This window comes from Veillonella criceti, from assembly GCF_900460315.1.
GTDB lineage: Bacteria > Bacillota > Negativicutes > Veillonellales > Veillonellaceae > Veillonella_A > Veillonella_A criceti.
The window spans coordinates 258,685-279,578 of sequence record NZ_UHIO01000001.1 but is presented as its reverse complement, the minus strand read 5'-3'; the positions used below and the strand labels follow the sequence as shown (position 1 = coordinate 279,578).

10 protein-coding genes are annotated in these 20,894 nt (G+C 39.0%); all 10 read right to left on the bottom strand.

Annotated elements, in window-relative coordinates; translation table 11 throughout:
- Positions 1–131 precede the first annotated feature (131 nt).
- Positions 132–1,328 carry an aminotransferase-like domain-containing protein gene (locus DYE54_RS01230; RefSeq protein ID WP_115309519.1) on the bottom strand — a complete coding sequence of 399 codons (1,197 nt, stop codon included), beginning with the start codon at positions 1,326–1,328 and terminating at the stop codon, positions 132–134.
- A gap of 127 nt (positions 1,329–1,455) precedes the next feature.
- Positions 1,456–2,163 carry a TVP38/TMEM64 family protein gene (locus tag DYE54_RS01225; protein ID WP_115309518.1) on the bottom strand — a complete coding sequence of 236 codons (708 nt, stop codon included), beginning with the start codon at positions 2,161–2,163 and terminating at the stop codon, positions 1,456–1,458.
- A 168-nt stretch (positions 2,164–2,331) separates the two neighbouring features.
- Positions 2,332–3,309 (bottom strand): YadA-like family protein, encoded by a 978-nt coding sequence (locus tag DYE54_RS01220; RefSeq protein WP_115309517.1) that lies wholly within the window; start codon positions 3,307–3,309, stop codon positions 2,332–2,334.
- Positions 3,276–3,404: a hypothetical protein gene (locus tag DYE54_RS10360; RefSeq protein WP_281267703.1), complete on the bottom strand. Its 129-nt coding sequence runs from the start codon at positions 3,402–3,404 to the stop codon at positions 3,276–3,278. The genes DYE54_RS01220 and DYE54_RS10360 overlap by 34 nt, the downstream gene beginning before the upstream one ends.
- Before the next feature lie 378 nt (positions 3,405–3,782).
- Complete coding sequence (locus DYE54_RS01215; protein WP_115309516.1) at positions 3,783–7,832, bottom strand: YadA-like family protein; 4,050 nt, start codon at positions 7,830–7,832, stop codon at positions 3,783–3,785.
- A 729-nt stretch (positions 7,833–8,561) separates the two neighbouring features.
- Positions 8,562–15,611 (bottom strand): YadA-like family protein, encoded by a 7,050-nt coding sequence (locus DYE54_RS01210; RefSeq protein ID WP_115309515.1) that lies wholly within the window; start codon positions 15,609–15,611, stop codon positions 8,562–8,564.
- Between the two features lie 517 nt (positions 15,612–16,128).
- Positions 16,129–17,139 (bottom strand): hydrogenase expression/formation protein HypE, encoded by a 1,011-nt coding sequence (hypE, locus tag DYE54_RS01205; protein ID WP_115309514.1) that lies wholly within the window; start codon positions 17,137–17,139, stop codon positions 16,129–16,131.
- Between the two features lie 10 nt (positions 17,140–17,149).
- Positions 17,150–18,268: a hydrogenase formation protein HypD gene (hypD, locus tag DYE54_RS01200; protein ID WP_115309513.1), complete on the bottom strand. Its 1,119-nt coding sequence runs from the start codon at positions 18,266–18,268 to the stop codon at positions 17,150–17,152.
- The gene (locus tag DYE54_RS01195) at positions 18,228–18,479 is read right to left on the bottom strand and encodes a HypC/HybG/HupF family hydrogenase formation chaperone (protein WP_115309512.1); all 252 of its coding nucleotides are present in this window, start codon (positions 18,477–18,479) and stop codon (positions 18,228–18,230) included. Before DYE54_RS01195 ends, hypD begins: the two co-directional genes overlap by 41 nt.
- 47 nt (positions 18,480–18,526) lie before the next feature.
- Positions 18,527–20,887, bottom strand: a complete 2,361-nt coding sequence (hypF, locus tag DYE54_RS01190; RefSeq protein WP_115309511.1) for a carbamoyltransferase HypF — start codon at positions 20,885–20,887, stop codon at positions 18,527–18,529.
- Between the last annotated feature and the right edge of the window lie 7 nt (positions 20,888–20,894).

The window sequence follows — 20,894 nt, the reverse complement described above, 5'->3', positions numbered from 1 at the left end:
GCATATTCATCAATTTTTTTCAATATAAGGAGCGCAAGACTATTATAACGAACTGTCATATGTCCTGCGCTCTTTTATATTTATAGTTTAAGATCTATTTTAATCCCTATTTTATAGTAACTCTATATCCTCTATTTCACAAATTCTTTCGTCAATTGTCCAACAATTGTCATACCCTTTACAATATCTTCTTTCGATGGATATGTGAAACTGAAACGGAACGATTGCCCTGCCGGTACACCATCAGCTGCAAAAGCGGCCCCAGGAACAATCCCTACTTTGTGCGCCATACAAGCTTCAAAGAAAGCATCACAATCTACACTATCCGGCATCGTCATCCATAGGAACATACCACCTGTCGGTTCTACAAAATGAACTTTATCACTGCCATGTTCACGGAAGGTTGCCATCATTAACTCTGCTTTTTCTTTATATACGTTTGCTACCTGTTGAATTTGTGCATCATAATCGAGAACCTCTAATAATCGTGAAACCACACGCTGTGTAACCAATGGCATTTGCCCATCTGAATTATTTTTAAGCGCTTGAATCGCTTCAATAGCCTGCTTAGGCCCATATAAAAAGCCCACACGCAAACCAGCCGATAAGGTTTTAGAATAAGACCCTGCATAAATAACACGATTATCTGTATCCATTTCCTTAAAAGTAGGCACGCTATAATCAGTAAAACGAATTTCACCATACGGATCATCTTCATAAATAAATAGATTATATTTAGCTGCTACCGCATAAATTGCTTTGCGACGTTCTAGCGGCATCGTGATGCCTGTTGGATTTTGAAAATTAGGAATTAAATAAATATATTTGCCCTTCCCCGACTTTGCTTTTTCTTCTAAGGCTTCCGGAATCATACCGTCCTTATCCATAGCAATACCAATCGGTTTTGCCCCCACATTACGAACGGCCGTAATGCCATTAGTGAAAGTATAGGCATCCATATACACTTCGTCCCCCGCTTCGCAAAGCGTACGAGGTACTAGTCCCAAATCTTGCCCCGCCCCAATGGAAATTAATAACTGCTGCCCTTCACGAGGCATATGACGTACTGTAATTAATCGCTCAATAGTCTGTTCAGCTAAGGTAGCATCCCCTGCCATAGGGCCATATTGCAATAATTCAATAGGCTTACTATTCACTACATAATCAAATGCTTCTTGAATCGCCTTTACAGGAATAGCCTCTGATGCAGGATTACCAATGCCAAAACTGATAAAGCCTGGAATCCCAGCACCACGTTCAAAGACTTTACGAATAAAGTTAGGCCCTTTTAAGGTTGCTTTTTCCGGAATTTGAAATGTAAAACTCATAAAACTCGCTCCTTTTTCCTACTATGCTACTTATACTACACAATACTATGTATGATACAAGCGTGCCCCAAAGAGCACGCTTATATATAATATAATTATTCATTTTACTACGAAATGCTACACTTGGCTACTCTGAATCCTTAGCTTGTTCACGTTTCTTCATCCATCGCTTGTAAGCAAACCAAGCAATGATATAGACTACCGTAGCCACTACAATGATAATAGTCAGTCGATCTAAATGCTCATGAAGCATTACGGCATCATGGCCAACCACAACCTCTAAGGCTGTGGACGGAAATTTACCAATTAAATTAGCAATTGCATAGTCGCGGAGACTGATACGACTAATCGCTCCTAGCGCTGTAATAATTCCTGATGGAAAATAGGGAATTGTTCGTGCAAAAAGCATAACGGCTAATCCATTATTACTGCTAAAATCATCAACCTTCAACAGAAACTGGCTTTTCCTAATTAGCTTTTCTGCCGATTCGCGCAAAATATAACGCATAAGCATAAAACTAATAATAACACCCACCGTTTCAGCAAGCCAAGAAATAAGAATCCCAGGCACAAGCCCAAAAATTAATCCATTGGCCGTTGAAAAAAAGATAGATGGTAAAAAACCCGCTATATTAATAATTACATCTAAAATAAAGCTAATTACAATAGCCCACGCACCATAACTTTGCAATACTTCTGCTATATGCTGTACATCACCAGTACCAAGTAAATCAACCATATCTGCATAAAAACCTGGCACAAACAATTCGATACTACCTAATAATACAACCGCCAATATGCCTATTATTACTTTTATCTTAGTTTCCGCTTTCATAAAACATCCTTATCATACACTAGCATGCCTCTTCATGAAATTTCTTAAAATAAAAAACCTGCTATAAAAATAAAAAACCTTCTATAATACAATATTGTATCATAGAAGGTTTTCCTATTAATAGTATTATATAGGATTGTTATCGTTTGTTTAAGAAATGTTAAACAATTATAAACCTACTTTAGCTACTAATTGTTCAATCACTTTACGCTGTGCTTGAAGTTCAGCATCTTGTGCAGCTAAGCGACTCTGTTGATCAGCTACCGTTGTTTCTAAATTAGCATTTTTAGCGCGTAAATCCTGTACTTCAGAGTTCAATTGACGAACAGATTCTGGATCATTTACTCGTACTGCTTCTCCTTTTTCACCAAAGCGAACGGACACACCGGCATTGACCATTTTTTCATCACCTAAAGTACCACCTAAGCTAAATAATAAATCTTCATTAGCTTGATAGAAACCACCAAGAGCGACAGCTTGTTCCCCTTTATAATTACCAAAACCAGCAGCTACGGTAAATTTATCATCAGCATTAAATTGAAGCGGATGCAACGCTGCTAAAGCAGCCGCAGAAGCACCTACTTTATCCATACGATTATCCAACTTACTTACACGATTATTAACAGAAGCTACATCCTGTTTTAATTCAGCTTTAGTGTCAGCAATAGCTAAGCTGTTAGCTTCAATAGCAGATTTATTGGAAGCAATTGCTTCTTTATTAGCATCTGTTAAGCTTACTACTTTCTTTAATTGAGCTACATTAACAGCATCAGTATCTTCACTACCAGCCGCTACATTGGTGATTTGGCGAGTAATAATGGCAGTTTCTTCATTGCCATTCTCAGCTTCGGCAGAAATAACGCCTCCTACTGAAACGGCACCTGCACTACCAACCCAAATTTCTTCGTCACCAATATAAAGCCCTTTAGTAGAAGGATCATAGCCATGCATACCATAAGCACGATCTGCTACAGAGTAAGAACCTAATGCTACACCATCCATAGCTGTTGTATAGCTACCCGTACCAATAGCCACACCACTTACACCAGCATCTTTTTCACCGGCTGAAACAACCGCACCAAAGCCAACTGCGACAGATTGGTCAGCTTCCGCTAACGCATAATCACCAGCTGCATAGGAATACATACCAAGATTTTGAGGTGCAATTTCATCGGTGCCAATACACTATACGAACCTAACAAAGTAGTCGCTACTAATGCACTTAAAACTGTTTTTTTCATGTTTTTTCTCCCATTCTAATTTTACCTAATAGATAAAAGCCTCTAATACCTTCATCTTACCTATAAATGCATTACATTTGATAAATAACACATTTAATACAAATTTATGTAAAATTATAATTCAACATGAATAATGTGTCAATTAGTATTTTTCAGATAAATCTCATTTAATACTTTTGAAATATAACATAAATGATACTCATTTATTTAATAACTCTCATTCTACACTCATAGCTATCTCATATCTCTCCCCTTTTTTAATACAACTTATGTCATGTAAAAAGACGACTTTGCTAGCTATAACAAAGTCGCCTTTCATTTACTAAAAAACTTATAAAATTATATTAGTTAATTAGAAATTTTTACTACTAATAAAAATTACATACCAACTTTAGCCATTAATTGTTGAATTAATGCACGTTGCTGTTCTAATTCAACTTGTTGTGCTGTTACTTTATCATTTAATGCCTTATTCGTTGCTTCAAAGGATTTTTCTTTTTCAACCATTTTATCATTTAATGCTTTATTTTCTTCTTTTAAGGAAGCTACTTCATTAGTTAAGGCTCGGAATGAAGTATCATTAGGGTTACGATAAATGTCATCACCTTTATCACCGAATTTTAAGGATAAACCAATGTTAAACATGGTTTCATCACCTAATGTACTAGACACACTGAACATAGTATCAGCATTTGGACGATAGAACCCACCAAGAGCAGCAGCGCCTTGGCCTTTGTAACTGCCCATAGCTACAGCAGCAGAGAATTTATCATCAGGATTGAATTCCAATGGATGTAAACCAGCAAGAGCAGCTGCACCAGCACCAACTTTATTCATGCGGTTGTCGAGTTTATTCATGCGGTTGTTCATTTGCCCCATGCCATCGTTTACAGAACCTACCACTTCACTTAATTCTCTATCAAATTGTCCTTTGCTAATAGCATCGCCAGGGTTAGTAGCTTCACCAACATTAGTGATAGTTTTGCCACCCATATCAATGCCTTCACCAGAGATACTTACGCCATCTTTACCATCTTTGCCTTTGATACTAATCCCATCATTATTAATAACAGTTTGATTATCACCCTTGCCCACGGTGAAGCTATTATTAACATTTAAATCGCCAATTGTTGCTTTTTCACTGGTCAACTCTTTCGTTGTGATAGAGTTTAAGCCAGTTAAATCTTGAGATAATTGAATGGATAAATTGCTGCCATTAGCAACAACACCAATATTACCATTCGTTAATTTAGCAGTATCAGCGCCACCAGTCATGCTAATTTCGCTGCCAAGTTTCGCTGTAGCAGTACCACTATCTCCGGCAAATTTACGATCACCATTGCCAATAGACTCGCCTACTTCATTAATTTTATTTGCCACATCGCGTAATTGACCTTCAGTCGCTGCACGGTCTTCTACAATACCATTCACTTCTGGGTTCCAAGAAGTATTTTCAAGGCCGGTAATATACTTACCTTCTTTTTCTGCAAGCTCACCAGTTCCATCAGCAGTTTTAGGAGTTACTTTTTGTTTACCAATAACAACTCCGTCTTCACCGCCAACAGAGATTTTATCATCAAGAGATACTTTAACACCTTGTGTAGCATCGTTAGGATCTACTTGTTCAACCTTAACACCTGTATCAGAATCGCCTACGATATTAAGCTTACCATCTTTATTTACGACATTAGAAATGTTATTAATCTTGGTATTAGTTGCTTCATCTAAGCCTACCTTAATCGTATTACCTTCTTTAGTTACTTCTGTCCCAGTGCCATTTACAAAGTTTACTACAGTGTCTTTAGAAATCGTAGTTTCATTCTTTCCATTGGCTTGTAACTTCCATGCACTAGCTTGGCCTAATTGTTCGTCAGTAACACCCAATACAGTCTTCCAATTATTGATATTAGTGGTATCACCTTGTAAATTGGATGCATCAATCTTAGTGAATGTATCACCTAAAGTGGTAGCAAGATTATCTTTATTAATTTTATATTGTACTGTATTTGTAGTGGCATCTAATTCAGCTGTTAAATTACTATCACCAGCAAAAGTAATTGTTGGCTTATCTCCACCTAAGGCAATATTGGATGTTGTAGTACCAGCTTTAATATCAAAGCCTGCTTTTAATTTTGTTACATCACCAGTTACATTAGTAATGTTGTTAATCTTGGTGTTAGTTGTTTCATCTAGACCTACCGTAATCGTATTATCTGTTTTACTGATTTCTGTGCCTGTGCCATTTACAAAGTTTACTACTGTATCTTTAGATATTGTTGTTTCATTCTTACCATTTGCTTGTAACTTCCATGCACTAGCTTGGCCTAATTGTTCGTCAGTAACACCCAATACAGTCTTCCAATTATTGATATTAGTGGTATCACCTTGTAAATTGGATGCATCAATCTTAGTGAATGTATCACCTAAAGTGGTTGCAAGATTATCTTTATTAATTTTATATTGTACTGTATTTGTAGTGGCATCTAATTCAGCTGTTAAATTACTATCACCAGTAAAGGTAATAGTTGGCACTGTATCTCCACCTAATTTCACATCAGATGTTACACTACCTGCAGATACTTTAAAACCATCTTGAAGTTTGCCGATATTGGTATTAATTGTTGTAATATCATTACCTGTCTGGGTAATTTTGTTATTCAAAGTATCAGCCGTTGATTGAAGATCACTTACATTAACCGCGGAATTAGGGTTAGCAGTATTAGCATTTTCTAATTTAGCTAAATAATCGGCTCCATCTTTTTCAGCAATATCACTTTTTACATTCGTAATAGTTTTATTACCTGCATCAATACCATTGTTTGTCATGGATGGACCATCTTTAATAGTTAAACCATTACCATCCAATTTTACTGGACTAGCACCAACGGAAATAGATCCGTCTTTACCGAGATCTAACGTATTAGATAAGCCAATTTGAATAGCACGGCCATCTGAATCTACTGTAGTCGTAATGTTGTCATTAGCACCTACAATATCAAAATGTGTTTTTTCACCATCTACAGTAAGAGTTGCTGGTGCTTCTTCACCGTCTGCAGCTTTTTTACCATCACCTACAGTGAAGCTGGACATTTTATCAGCCGTTACTTTTTCTACTTCTTTTAACTGTGCCACATTAACAGCATCAGTATCTTCTGTACCAGCTGCTACATTGATGATTTGACGTGTATTTTGGTATTTTTGACCCGTTTTAGCATCAACATAGGAAGTAGAGCCAACACTTACGGCACCATCAGTCGCCTTAAATGGAGCTAATGCACTTTCATACTCTGCCAAAGCAGCAGTGAAATCTTTGTTAGCTGCAGTCCACGCATTACGAGCATTAGTAGCTGCTACAGCTTCCTTGCTCAATCTTTTATATTCAGCTTCTGCAGCTTTATACGCAGCATCATCATGCCCCTTAGTTGCTAGCATAATCTGTTTTTGTACTGCTTCTGCGCTTGAAGCGTCGTTATAAGCCTTATTAAGTTCATTGTACTTTTCAATTTGAGTTTTATAGGTAGTTTCAAAGTTTTTAATAGTATCAGACAAGCCCATATAGCCAGCCAATGTGGCATTATCAGCAGCAACTTCACCTTTCACACCATCAACTAATGGCATGTAACCAATACTACCAGCACCACGGTTAGCTACACTATACGTACCTAACGCAACACCACCATTGCCTTCTCTAGTCACTTGAGCACTTACACCTAAAGCTACGCCATTGTAATAAACGCTAGAGCTTTGACCAAGAGCGACGCCATAGAGATTATTAGTTTTTGCTTTAGCACCAATGGCTGTACCACCAACGGCTGTGGCATTAGGACCAATGGCAATGCTGTATTGAATAGAATCCATATTTTGTCTGCCATCATTTTGAATGTATTTGTAGAATTGGCCAGCAGAAGCACCTATACCAATGGCTATGCCATCAGCGGCACGAGCTGCTTCACCTACGGCAACGGCCTTGTTATTTGCATAGGTGTTACGACCAAAGGCAGAGCCATATTGAGTGGCAAAAGCACCGGAACCAACAGACGTACTGCCCATAATAGCACTTGTATAGGTACCAACAGCTGTAGAATATTCACGAGTTGAATAAGTACCAAGACCGATAGCAGTTGTACCCACACCTGCTCTACTATCATTAGCTGTAGCTGTACCATCTACACCTTCACCATTTTTGTTATCATTTGTAGGAATACGAGAAAAATCTTGCTCTTGTTCGCCATTCATACGTTTAGTTTGACGATAATCAATCAATACATTTTTACCAACGAGATTATCCGCATTGTACTCTGTACCACTCTTAACTACGGTAGCATCAGTTGGCGCTGTACCAATACCTACATAGGAACCAGTTAAACCCGCTGCATTAGCACTATATAAGCCAGTGCCAACTGTACCAACTAAAATGGTAGCTACCAATTTAGAGGCAAATTGTATATCCTTTTTTTGTCTTCATTATAAAACCTCACTTCAACCTCATTGCACAACAGAAATGCAAAACACGTATGATTCATACTTTCCTAATCCAAAAACTCTTTATCAAGATGATTAAGTAAACCTTTCTAGTTATTATTTATGATATAAAAGAATGAGATATTAAAACAAAGATAAGTTATTTAAATATTTACAATAAATATAAAATGACTTTACACGATAATAAAATATTTAACGATCTGTTTAACCCTATTTTTAATGGATTTATATATAACCAACTTCATTTATATACTTTACTTAGTACTTTATTTAATAATAACCAAATTAGAATCATATCTGTTTTTCATTTAATAATTATACCATTAAATTCTCATCCGTCAATACGACTTTACTATAAAATTTTATCCCTATTCACTTGATATATTCTCATTTATACACCACACTTTATTTCATGTTTTTTTATAAATCCACTTCTTTTAAGTATTTCTGTCTATTCGATTATCTTCAATTTGCTTTCAAAACATCATCTAATTTTCACGAATCGAATAATCCAAAGAGACTTCATATCTAAGCTTTCACTCATAATTTTTCTACACGACAAAAAAAGAGATACTAGATAAATAATCTAGTATCTCTCTTCTCATTTTTGTGTTAACTCTTAGAAATGAAATAGTTTACATTGACGTTGTTAACTAATTCTAAAATTTAACGATTTTACATACCTAAACGTTCCATCAACATTTTAATCTGTTCACGTTGTGTTTCTAACTGATCTTTTAATGCAGCATTTTCTTTTTCAAGAGTATTTACTTTATCATCAAGAACAGTCAAGGTGCTAAGTGGTGCTTGTTTGTAGTTTTGTGCACCTTTTGCATAGTCACTATCTTGACCTACACGTAAGGATACACCAACATTAAACATGTTTTCATTGCCACCAAAAGAACCACCAACACTGAACATTGTGTCATCATTTGGACGGTAGAACGCACCTACTGCCACTGCTTGTTTACTTTGGAATGTACCAACACCCGCTGCAATAGACAATTTTTCTTCTTCCAAGTATTCCATTGGATGTAACGCTGCCATAGCTGCTGCGTGAGCACCAATTGTGTTCATGCGATTATTTAAATCACGTTTCACACCACCTAATTGTCCTACGTTTACTGCATCAGTAGGCGCAATACCAGGTGCCACATTTTGAATACGATTTCCTTCTGCACTAATAGTACCAGTGCCAGGAACATATTCACCATTTACTTTTTCAGCAGGTTTTACTACTAAACCACCAGGCACATTTAAACCATCATTTAAATTAGTTGGACCACCATTGCTATTAGAAATGCCTTTATCATTAATAGTTACAACAGTATTACCGTCTTTGTCCTTCACTTCTACGCCATTAGGGCCAAGAACTGTGGAGTTACCATTTGGATCTTTGGACGTTACACCATCTGGTTTGATAGTTGTAGAAGAGCCATCTTCGCCATTTACAGAAATACCATCCTTACCATTTGTGGAGATACCATCTTTACCAACAGTAGTAGCTGGTTTACCATCATCACCATTTACAACCATTCCATCAGAACCAACAGTTGTGCCAGGTTTGCCGTCTTCACCTTTTACAGTAAGGCCGTCATTGTTGATAATTGTGTTGCCAGTTGTAACACTGCCGTCTTTGCCGAGGTCAATGTCTTTGGCTAACTTCACTGTTAATGTATCGGAGCCATTTGCCACAACACCAATGTTATTGTCAGTTAACTTAGATTCGTCACTAATGCCACCATTGATAGTTAATTTTTGGCTTAATGCACGATGTGCATCCTCACCTGTGTCGCCACCAAAGTCAAGACCAGCTTGTGCTAGTGCTTGGAGATCTTTTACTGTTACTAAGTTATTTAAAGATGGACCCGTTTTGTCAAGTAAACCATCTTTACCTGGTTGACCATCAGCACCTGGTTTACCACCAATAATGTCTTTAGCTTCGTCCTTAGTAATCGGTTTATCATTGTCCTTATTATCTAAACCAAGACCACTTGTATCAGCACCAGAACCTAGTGCAGTATCAACAGGTTTAGCATCATCTTTTGGTGTGCCATCTTCATTTAAATCAGTAGGATTGTAATAGTTACCATCGTTACCTTTAACAACAGGATTGCCATCTTTGTCAACCGTTGTTAAATCACCTGCAGCACCGAGTTTGCTTTCAAGCTCTTTTAATTGAGATACATTAACTGCATCACTATCATCTGTACCTTTCGCAACATTAGTAATCTTATTACCGCCATTATTTAAGCCTTCATTAGTTAAAGAAACCGCTTTAGTTGCATCACCAGTAGATGGGCTGATAGTAATACCAGAACCATCAACTTTGGTAGTAATACCATCTTTAGTAGTTGTTACACTGCCATCTGTTAATGTAACATCTTTTGCTAAGCCAACTTCAATGGCGTTGCCATTAACTGCTGTAGTGATATTGTCATTTGCCCCAACAATATCAAAACGATTTGTTTTACCTTCAGTGCCCTTATCTACTGTAATACCATCAGTTTGTCCAGCTTTATCTGCACCTACAACGAAACTTTCAAGTTTGCTGTTAGCTGCTGTATTTGCATTTGAAATTTGAGTAGTTAATGCATCGGCTGTATTCTTAAGATCGCTTACATTTACTGCAGAGTTCGGATTAGCAGTATTAGCTGCATTTAGCTTATCTGTAAATGTTTCACCCATCTTATCAGAAATCGCACTCTTCACATTATCTACAGTTTGATTACCAGCAGAAATGCCAGCATTAGTGAATTTTAAGCTTTCAGATATCGTGAAACCTGTTTTGTCTACTTTTGGTGCATTAGTAGCATCACCAAAGGATATAGAACCTGCATCTGTCAAGTTTAATGTATTGGTTAAACCAACTTTAACCTGACGGCCTTCAATTGTTGTAGTAATATTTCCATTAGCACCGAGGATGTCAAAGCGTGTATCGTCCTTATCTACATCAATACCCTTCGCATTACCCGCTGCATCTGTACCTACTGTAAATTTAGCTAATTTACCATCGGTTGAAGTTTTCACTTCATTAAGTTGAGATACATTCACTGCATCAGTATCCTCTGTACCTGCTTTTACATTTTTAATCTGTTGAGATCCTGCAGAAATACCCGCATTTGTAAACTTAACTGTATCAGACACTGTTAAGCCTTTAGCATCAAGTTTAGGTGCTGTAGCATCATTACCAAACGCAATGCTACCATCAGCTGTTAAGTTTAATGTATTAGATAAGCCTACTTTAACCTGACGGCCTTCAATTGTTGTAGTAATATTTCCATTAGCACCGAGGATATCAAAACGTGTATTGTCCTTATCTACATCAATACCATTCGCATTACCCGCTGCATCTGTACCTACTGTAAATTCCCCTAATTTATCATCTGTTGAAGTTTTTACTGCATTAAGTTGAGATACATTTACTGCATCAGTATCCTCTGTACCTGCCGCTACATTTGTAATCTTTTGTGAACCAGCGGAAATGCCATCAGTAGACACTTTTACAGTCTTAGTAGCATCAGTATTAGGAAGTATTAATCCTGTAGCATCTAACTTAGGTGCTGTATCACCATCACCAAAGACTACAGAACCCTTATCTGTCAAATTAATATCTTTAGCTAGCTTAACTTCTAAGCCATTAGTATCCTTATTAGCCACTACACCAATGTTTCCATCAGTTAATTTTGCTTTTGCTTCAGCAGTAGAAACATCAGCGCCGCCCTTAATAGTTAATTCATCACCTAAGTCACGGTGTACTCTTGTCGTATCATCACCAGCATAATTTGTACCAGTTGCACGAAGTTGTTTTAACTGTGCTACGTTTACTGCATCATAATCATCAGCACCGCCAGCTACATTAGTGATACGACGACGATTTTCAGTAACTGTTGCATCCCCAACTTTGTATTCAACATTACCAACAGACACTACGCCATTTTCTGCATTAAATACTTCTTTAGATAAATAAGCTTCTGTTTTTAAATCCGTAGGAACAAGCGCTAAAGAATTTTGACCTAATGCAATGGAATTATTGGACGCTACACGAGCTTGTTGTCCAATAGCTATACCATTATTAACTTCACCTGTTCCATCAAGTGTGCTAGTAATAGAGTTTGAACCAATAGCAATGGCATTATTGCCATATGCACGTGCCCAATGTCCCAGTGCAGTAGCTTCTTCACCATTAGCATAGGCTTGTTTGCCCATAGCTGTAGCATAATGACCTTTAGCTTTAGCAGCAACACCTACTGCGGTAGTATTGGTATCATATGTTTCTGCACCTGCACCAAGAGATGTATTTTGATAACCAAATGCTTTAGTAGTATTACCAATTGCAATAGAATTCATATATTCTTGATCTGCCTTACCAGAGCTTGTATCATTATCTACTATTGATAAGGAATGATCTGGCACACCTTGTTCAGGAGTGCCACCTGCTGTTGTTTGTTGACCAATATAGGCCTTTTGACCAATAGCAATACTGTTTACCCCTTGAGATACAACAGATGTGCCACGTCCAATCGAAATAGAATCATCAGCATTTGCTTTAGATTGCGTTCCTAGAGCAATAGCCACTAGGCCTGTAGCTTTTGCTTCCCTACCAATAGCTGTCGCTTGAGGCCCACTAGCAGTTGCTGTATACCCCATAGCAATAGTTTGGGCATTCGTAGATTGAGCTCCATAACCTAAAGCAGTTGCTACACTGCCAGATGCATTCGTATCAGCACCAAGTGCAACACTCCAGCTACCGGATGCCTTAGCATTATTGCCGATAGCAATATCATACCAATTTGTTGCCCCAGCTTTTGGACCTATTGCAATAGCACCTGTTGTAGTTGCACCTTTATTATCTCTGTTTCCAGATTCAGTTGAATTAATACTTACATAATGAGTTTGTGCTGATGTAACATCATCTTTAGTCGCAATATTGTTAACAGTAAAAGCTTGACCATCATTACGATTAATAGTCAAGGTATTACCAGACATGCTTGCGCCAGTAATGAACTTGTCTTGAAGACCTGAAATAGTAACTGTGCCTGTTGTACCATTTTGGTTCGTATTCAATGTAATAGAACCTGTACCATCTGCATTATAAGTAGCAGCGCCATTTTCTACTTTTGTATCAGTATCTACAGATTTTACAGTGTATTTTGTATAGCCTGCTGATGTATCTGTATCTACAGTTACATTATCGCCTGCCACCACTTCTACTTTGGCCGCTTTGAGCTGTGCCACGTTAACAGCATCAGTATCTAATGTACCAGCGGCTACATTATTAATTTGACGGGTTAATCCTGTTTCACTATCACCTACAGATACGCCAGCTGCAGTAGCTTGCCATGTAGATACCATCTTATTAGCTTCAGTTACTTTAGCTGTTAAGGCTGCCTTCTTTTCATCTAAAGTTGTTTCCGCAGAAGCTAAGTTTTTATCTATTTCAGCAATTTCTTCAGCAGTTTTACCGTTTTTAGAGTTTTGCAAATCAATCACTGCTTGACGAGCGGTATCTACTTCACCTTGAGCTGTAGCAATATCAGTTTGTAATGTATCATAAACTGATTTCTGATCACCTAAGAATGCAGATAGGTCTGCTTGTTTACCAGATGGATCATAACCAAAAGAGCCTTTATCTACATTAGTAATAGAATCCGTACCAAGTGCAACACCAGCTACCTTATTAGCACGTGCACGACTACCTAATGCAAGAGTTGACTCGCCAATAGCATCAGCATCAAAGCCTACTGCAGTAGCATAAGTACCATCAGTCTTAGTATTTCTACCAATAGCAGCTGAAAAATCACCTTTTGCTACGGCAATAAATCCTAAGGCTAAGGAGTTTGTATTATGTGCTTCAGCACCAGCGCCAAATGCTGTATTTTGATAGCCAAAAGCTTTAGCATCAGTACCTACAGCTGTAGAGAAATAATATTTACTCTTATCCAATGGATTCGTCATTACTTCTTCGCTAGTCCCTATATTACGGTAGCCTGGATTGGATGTATCACTTGGCTTAGTACCCGGATCAACTGGCGTCATTTCACCAATATAGGCGGAGTTACCTATTGCTAAAGACGATGCAGCTTTATCAGTAATAATTGTACCTTTACCAATAGCTACAGTCTCTACAGAATTAGAGGAAGCACTTGTCCCGATAACAACAGAGTTACCAGAATTTGTTGCATTTGCTTGAGAGCCTAATAAAACCACTTGCTGCGAATTATCAGCTTTAGCATTTACCCCTGCAACAACCGCTTGTTTAGTATTAGTTACCGAAACACCATCACCAATGCCGATTGCATATGCGCTAGCATTATCTATATTCGCTGCATCACCAAGTACAATCGCCGACTGAGATAATGCTTTAGCCTGCCCAATAGCAATACCATAGCTAGTTGCTTGTGAACGCATCCCTAGCGCAACAGCATTAGTTCCTGTAGCTTTTGCTTCATAACCCATAGCAATACCTGTTGAACCCGTGGCATTAGCACTAGAGCCAATAGCTACTGCACCAGTATTCTCAGCTTTTGCACCAGAACCTAATGCTGTAGCGAAACCCTTACCACCCGCAACACTGTCTTCACCAATGGCTACATTGGATACGGCAGTAGCTGTAGCATTAGGTCCAATAGCGACGGAGTTACCACCTGTTGCACCTTTATTATCTTTATTGCCAGCTTCCGAAGAATTAATAGATACATACTGAAAGGCATTAGCATCCAACTTAGTTGCCAACTGTGTCCCCACAGCAGCACTCAAATCTTTCAACTGACGTACGTTAACTGCATCAGTATCTTGTCCACCGGCTGCCACATTGGTAATTTGACGAGTGCTAACTGGCACGACATTACCATTTTGACCAACATAAGACTCTCTACCAACGCTCACTGCACCATCTGTAGATTTATATACAGAGTCATCCACATTAGCTGGCTTTTGAGCAGTAAATACAGCTTCACGATCTGGTAAAATACCCCCGATACGGCCTGTATAGCCTATTTTATCGCCACTTTGAGGAATGTAACCATAACTACCAGCAGAACGATTAGCTACAGAACTTCGTCCTAAAGCAACGCCACCTTCAGCAGTTGTAGCAGCACCATAACCTAATGCCACTGCTCCAGTAACTGGTGCCGCTATAGTCGAATCTCCACCAATCGCTATCGAACCAATGCCTTGGGCATTAGACTCAGAGCCAATAGAAATTAAGTCTGAATAATTGCCATCCAACTTAATATTCTCACCCATGGCAATAGCATTAGTTGTATATCCTGAAGTATGAGTATTATAGCCTAATACGATACTTCTACCACTTCCTGCACTAGTGTTCTCACCAATTACAATGCTCTTTTTTCCAACAGACTTAGCACCTACACCAATAGCTAAATTCCCATCGTTTTGTGCATGTGCACCACTACCAATGGCAATACCTGGGCCTGAGATAGTCGATGCCCCTTTACCAATAACGATGGAGTCATTTCCTACAGCCTCTGAACCATCGCCAATAGCTATGCTACCATCATATTTAGACGTTGAGTCCTTACCAATGGCAATAGATGTATTTGCGTCGTTAGATGTGGCTGCAGCGCCTTCACCTAAAGCCACACCATTCCCTGTACCAGCCACATTAGTAGCTGCCCAAGTAGTACCAATTACACTGCCTGTTAGGGCACTAACTGCTAACGCAACACCAATTTTTCTAAAACTTTTAGAATTTTTAGCCACGCTAAAACTCCTTTCAATTTAACACACAACTAAAAGATAAAAAAATCCGTTTTATCTTCCACCTCTTATACCATCCCCTCCAACTATCATTAATTCATCATAACTTTATTAAAGGTTCAGAATAACTTACTATCTATGAAATCATATGTCGTATGAATCACTTAACTAAAAATTCACACATCTTTACTTTTCTATCATAAACTAATTGATTCGATATAGTCAATTGCCAGTAGACGTTTACCCCCCCCGTTGTATTTTTCCAGTGTACACTAGTAAATTTATTTATTTAAATATATCCATCACAATCTATATAAAACTTGTATTCATTATAATTTTTATATCATCCATACTTCACGTACACCAAATAATAATTACACGAATCGTTTAATTTATAAACAAAAAAAGAAGTTGCAAACACTGATTTACAACTTCTTTTTTCAAAAATTATTCATTTTTTAACTATAACCTATGCCAATCTACAATAGTTAACTTTTTCCAATATATATCTAAACACGCGTTAACAAATTCTCGGTACTTGATCTTCTCCCAATTGATCGAGCAAGCGTACTCCACCCAAAGCAGTTTTAAGGCCTACTTTACCTGCATTCGCACTCAAGGTTTCACCAATGCACACCGCTTCACGACCATACTCTGTATGATGAAGTATATCTAGCACTTCATCAACGACCTCAGCCTCAACTACAAATACGGCTTTGCCTTCATTAGCAAGATACAATGGATCATAGCCTAAAATACTGCACACAGATACAACTTCCTCATGAATAGGCAAAGTATCTTCATCGACTCGAATACCTACTTGCGCCTGTTCCGCTATTTCATACAAAGTCGTAGCTAAACCACCACGAGTAGGGTCACGCATAACGGCTACTTTATCACCTATAGCATCCAGTACAGCCATTACCATATGATTAAGTGGCGCACAGTCAGTTTTAATCGTTTCAGGCAACGCCAAATCATAACGGCTGCCCATAACAGCAATAGCATGATCACCAAGAGAACCAGACACAATAATTTTCATGCCTGGCTTAACACGAACGGGATCAATATGAATGTGGTTAGGAATCATCCCAACACCAGCCGTATTAATATAGAGTCCATCAACAGCGCCTTTTTCAACTACTTTAGTATCGCCGGTCACAATAGACACACCTGCTTCCTTAGCCATTTGTGCCATGGTAGCTAATACGGTATCTAGTATCTTTACAGATAGCCCTTCTTCTAAAATCAGCCCACAACTAAGGTATAAAGGCTTAGCCCCATTCATAGCTAAATCGTTGACGGTACCACAAACAGCGAGTTTCCCAATATTACCGCCAGGGAAAAATTGGGGTGTTACTACATAAGAATCTGTTGTAAAGGCCATACGGCCAGCAGGCACAGCAAACTGGGCCCCATCATGAAGTTTAGCTAAGGTATCATTTTTAAAATGAGGCATAATATACCGTTCCATCAGTTCATGACTGAAACGACCACCATTCCCATGGACTAAACGTATTGTTTCTTCCATACTTAGCCTCCTATTCTTCCCAAGTCATACCACCACTGGCACGACCATATTTATACCACGCTGCACAACTACCTTCCACAGATACCATACAAGCCCCTACTGGATGGTCTGCTGTACAAAGTTTACCAAATAAACCGCATTCATCTGGACGAATTAAACCTTGTAACACCCGTCCGCATTGACAGCCTTTAGGGACACCACCACTTTCTATCGGTCCTAAAGGAATTGCTTTTTCTGCATCAAAAGCGGCATACGCCCCCTTCAACCGAAGACCAGATTGGGGAATCACACCAATACCACGCCACGTATCATCAATTACTTCATAGAGCTCATCCATTAACCTGACCGCCACAGGGTTTCCCGTTTTAGCTACTACGGACTTGTATTGATTACCTACATAAAAATGGCCACTCTTACGTTGAGCTAATAAATCGCGAACAGCCGCTAAAATTTCAAGACCATCAAAGCCTGCAATACAAGACGGCATATGACATTCCGTAGGAATAAATCCATAGGGTTCTTCCCCAATAATAACGCTCACATGCCCAGGTAAAATAAAGCCGTCTAAATGACCTTCTTTTTGCTTCGCCAAGGCACGCAATGCTGGTGGTACTAATTTATGCGACACTAAGAAAAAGACATTAGTAAGCCCTGACATAGCCACTGCTTTTACAGCCGCCGCAATAACAGCAATCGTCGTTTCAAACCCAATGGCTAGAAAAACAATTTTTTTATTAGGATTTGCCTTACCGAGTTCAATAATTTCCATCGGACTATAGATAATATGAATGTGGGCGCCCTGACTCTTCGCTTCCCATAAATTACTATGGGTGCCAGGCACTTTAAGCATATCACCAAAGGTAGCGACTATCACATCATCCATAGCTGCATATGCTAACGCTTTGTCCATATAGACTTGATCGGTTACACATACGGGACAACCGGGACCACTAACAAGTTCAATGCCTTTTGGCAATAATTGACGAATGCCCTCGCGGAAAATAGCTACCGTATGGGTGCCACACACTTCCATGAAACGTACCGTTTCACCATGTGTATGAAGGGCTTCTATTTCCTTAAGCAGTTCCTTAGCGACCTGCGTTTTTTCCTGCAAAGTAATTTTCTTCAAGTTCTTCCAACTCCCTAAATGCATCCATTGTAGCTTTTGCTTCTTCTTCATCCACTACTTGCACGGCACAACCAGCATGCACAAGTACGTAATCACCTACTTTGGCTTCTGGCACCAACATAAGATTTACATCACGGGTAACTCCCGTTAGTTCAATAGTGCCAATAAATTCATTCACTTTAATGAGTTGAGCTGGTACTGCCAAACACATAATATTGCCTCCTAACTATCTGCTAGTGATACATAAACCTAAACCGATTATGTATGCACTAACCGCTGATGAGCAAGCCATAGTTGCCCTAACGCCAAACCACCATCATTAGGCGGTACTTGCCGTGGCAATAACATGACTTGATCATGGTTAATATTCATCATTTCTTCTATGAGGCGCCGATTTTGAAATACACCACCACATAAAACAACTTGTTTAATGTTATATAACGAACAGAGATATTCCATAGTCTCTGTAATTCCATACGCTAAGGTCCTATGAAAAGAGGCCGCCAGTACTCGCTTAGAAATACCATCACCTAAATGGCCTATAATATCTTGTACTAATGGTTTAAAATCAAGAATTTCACCATCAAAAGTAAATTCCTTAATTTTACCTCTCTCACCATAAGCTAATTGTTCTAAACTCATAGCAATTTGCCCATCAAAGGTATGTACATTGCCAAGGCCTAACAAAGAGCCTACGGCATCAAATAAACGGCCAACACTACTCGCTTGTACCATAGGCATACCATGGGTCATCATTTGATCTAACAATTGCCAATTTAGTGGTAAATGATTGAGCCACGGTTCTAACCAAGTTGGTATATTCTCTCCATAAGTAGCACGTATATACCACAGAGCTTGGCGCCACGGTTCTTTTACCGCCGCTTCACCACCAGGCAATGGCGCCCCATGAACATGGGCCAACCGCTGCATAGTAGCACCTTGGCAGAGTAAAAATTCACCACCCCAAATTGTTCCATCAAGGCCATAGCCAGTGCCATCAAAACATATACCGAGAACAGGTTCTTCTTGCAACCCATATTCCGCCATAACGGCCGCCACATGGGCATGATGATGTTGCACCTGAATAAATGGAATATCATGGGTTTCACTATAAGACTTTCCGTATTGACTAGAAAAATATTGCGGATGATAATCAGCCACAACCGCTTGTGGTTCTAACCCAAATAAATCTTTATAGCGTTCAATCGTAAAAACTAAGCTGTTATTCATCGCTTCATTCGCTAAATCGCCAATATGGGGACCCATAAGCACCGCTTCACCACGATTCATAGCAAAGGCATTTTTTAAATCCCCGCCCATAGCGAGCACTGTTTTGTGGCCTTGTTGTGGCAAGCGAACATTAAATGAAGTAGGCACATAGCCACGACTCCGTCGAATGGGTAAGGTTTCTCCTTTTACCACTTCAATAACAGAATCATCTACAGATGCCACAATACGCCGATTATGTACCAAAAAATAATCGGCTACATTCATAAGCTTCTCTTTTGCCTGTTCATCTTCAAAAATAACGGGCTCACCACTATGATTTCCACTGGTCATCACCCAAATAGCGCCTGGTGGTAGCCACACTTCATGAACGGGTGCATAGGGTAACATAACACCAATATAGTGATTGTTAGGTGCCACTTCCTGCCAAGCAACGGGCGCTTCTTTTTTCTGTGGTAGTAATACAATCGGTCTAGCAGACGATGTTAACAAAGCCTCTTCTTCCGGTGTTATGTGCGCAATTTGATGCGCTGTTTCCATAGAATCTACCATAACAGCTAAGGGTTTATGCGGTCTTTGTTTGCGAATTCGTAAACGCTGTACAGCTTCTTTATTCGTAGCATCACAGACTAAATGATAACCACCAACCCCTTTAAAAGCTATAATATGACCTGTCATCACATAATCACGGCCCAAAGTTAACGGATCTATTTGTACTGAAGACCAGCCTTCTGTTATCTCATCCACATCTTGACTAGCGTTATTACTAGTACCATCATTAACGGAAGCACTTTTAACCGATTGCCATTGACCATCTACTACTTCATATAAGCTATATTGAGGGCCACAAACAGGACATGCATTAGGTTCTGCATGATAGCGACGATCACTTTCGTTTTCATATTCAGCTTTGCAAGCTGGACAAAACGGAAATGTCTTCATCGATGTAAACTGACGGTCATAAGGCACCGTTTCAACAATTGTATATCTTGGCCCACAATGAGTGCAATTAATAAAACTATAATGATAGCGACGATTCATAGGATCATGCAGTTCTTTACGACACGCTTCACAAGGTGCCGTATCGGCCCCAATAAAAGTAGCGGGCTGTTTACCTGCTGGTGACGGCGCTATAACAAATAGTGTTTCTTCCCCTAATTGTAAATCTTCTACCGTGACAGTATCAATACGAGCTAATGGCCCTTTACGAGTCTGGACTTGTTCCACAAAAAAATCAATGGCTTCATCTTTGCCCTGAACTTCCGTATATACCCCCGCATCATCGTTATATACAAAGCCTACTAAATGTAACTCTCTCGCTATAACGGCAATAAGGGGGCGAAAGCCGACCCCCTGTACAATGCCTGTAAATCGTATACCTTGTCGTTTCATACATAGT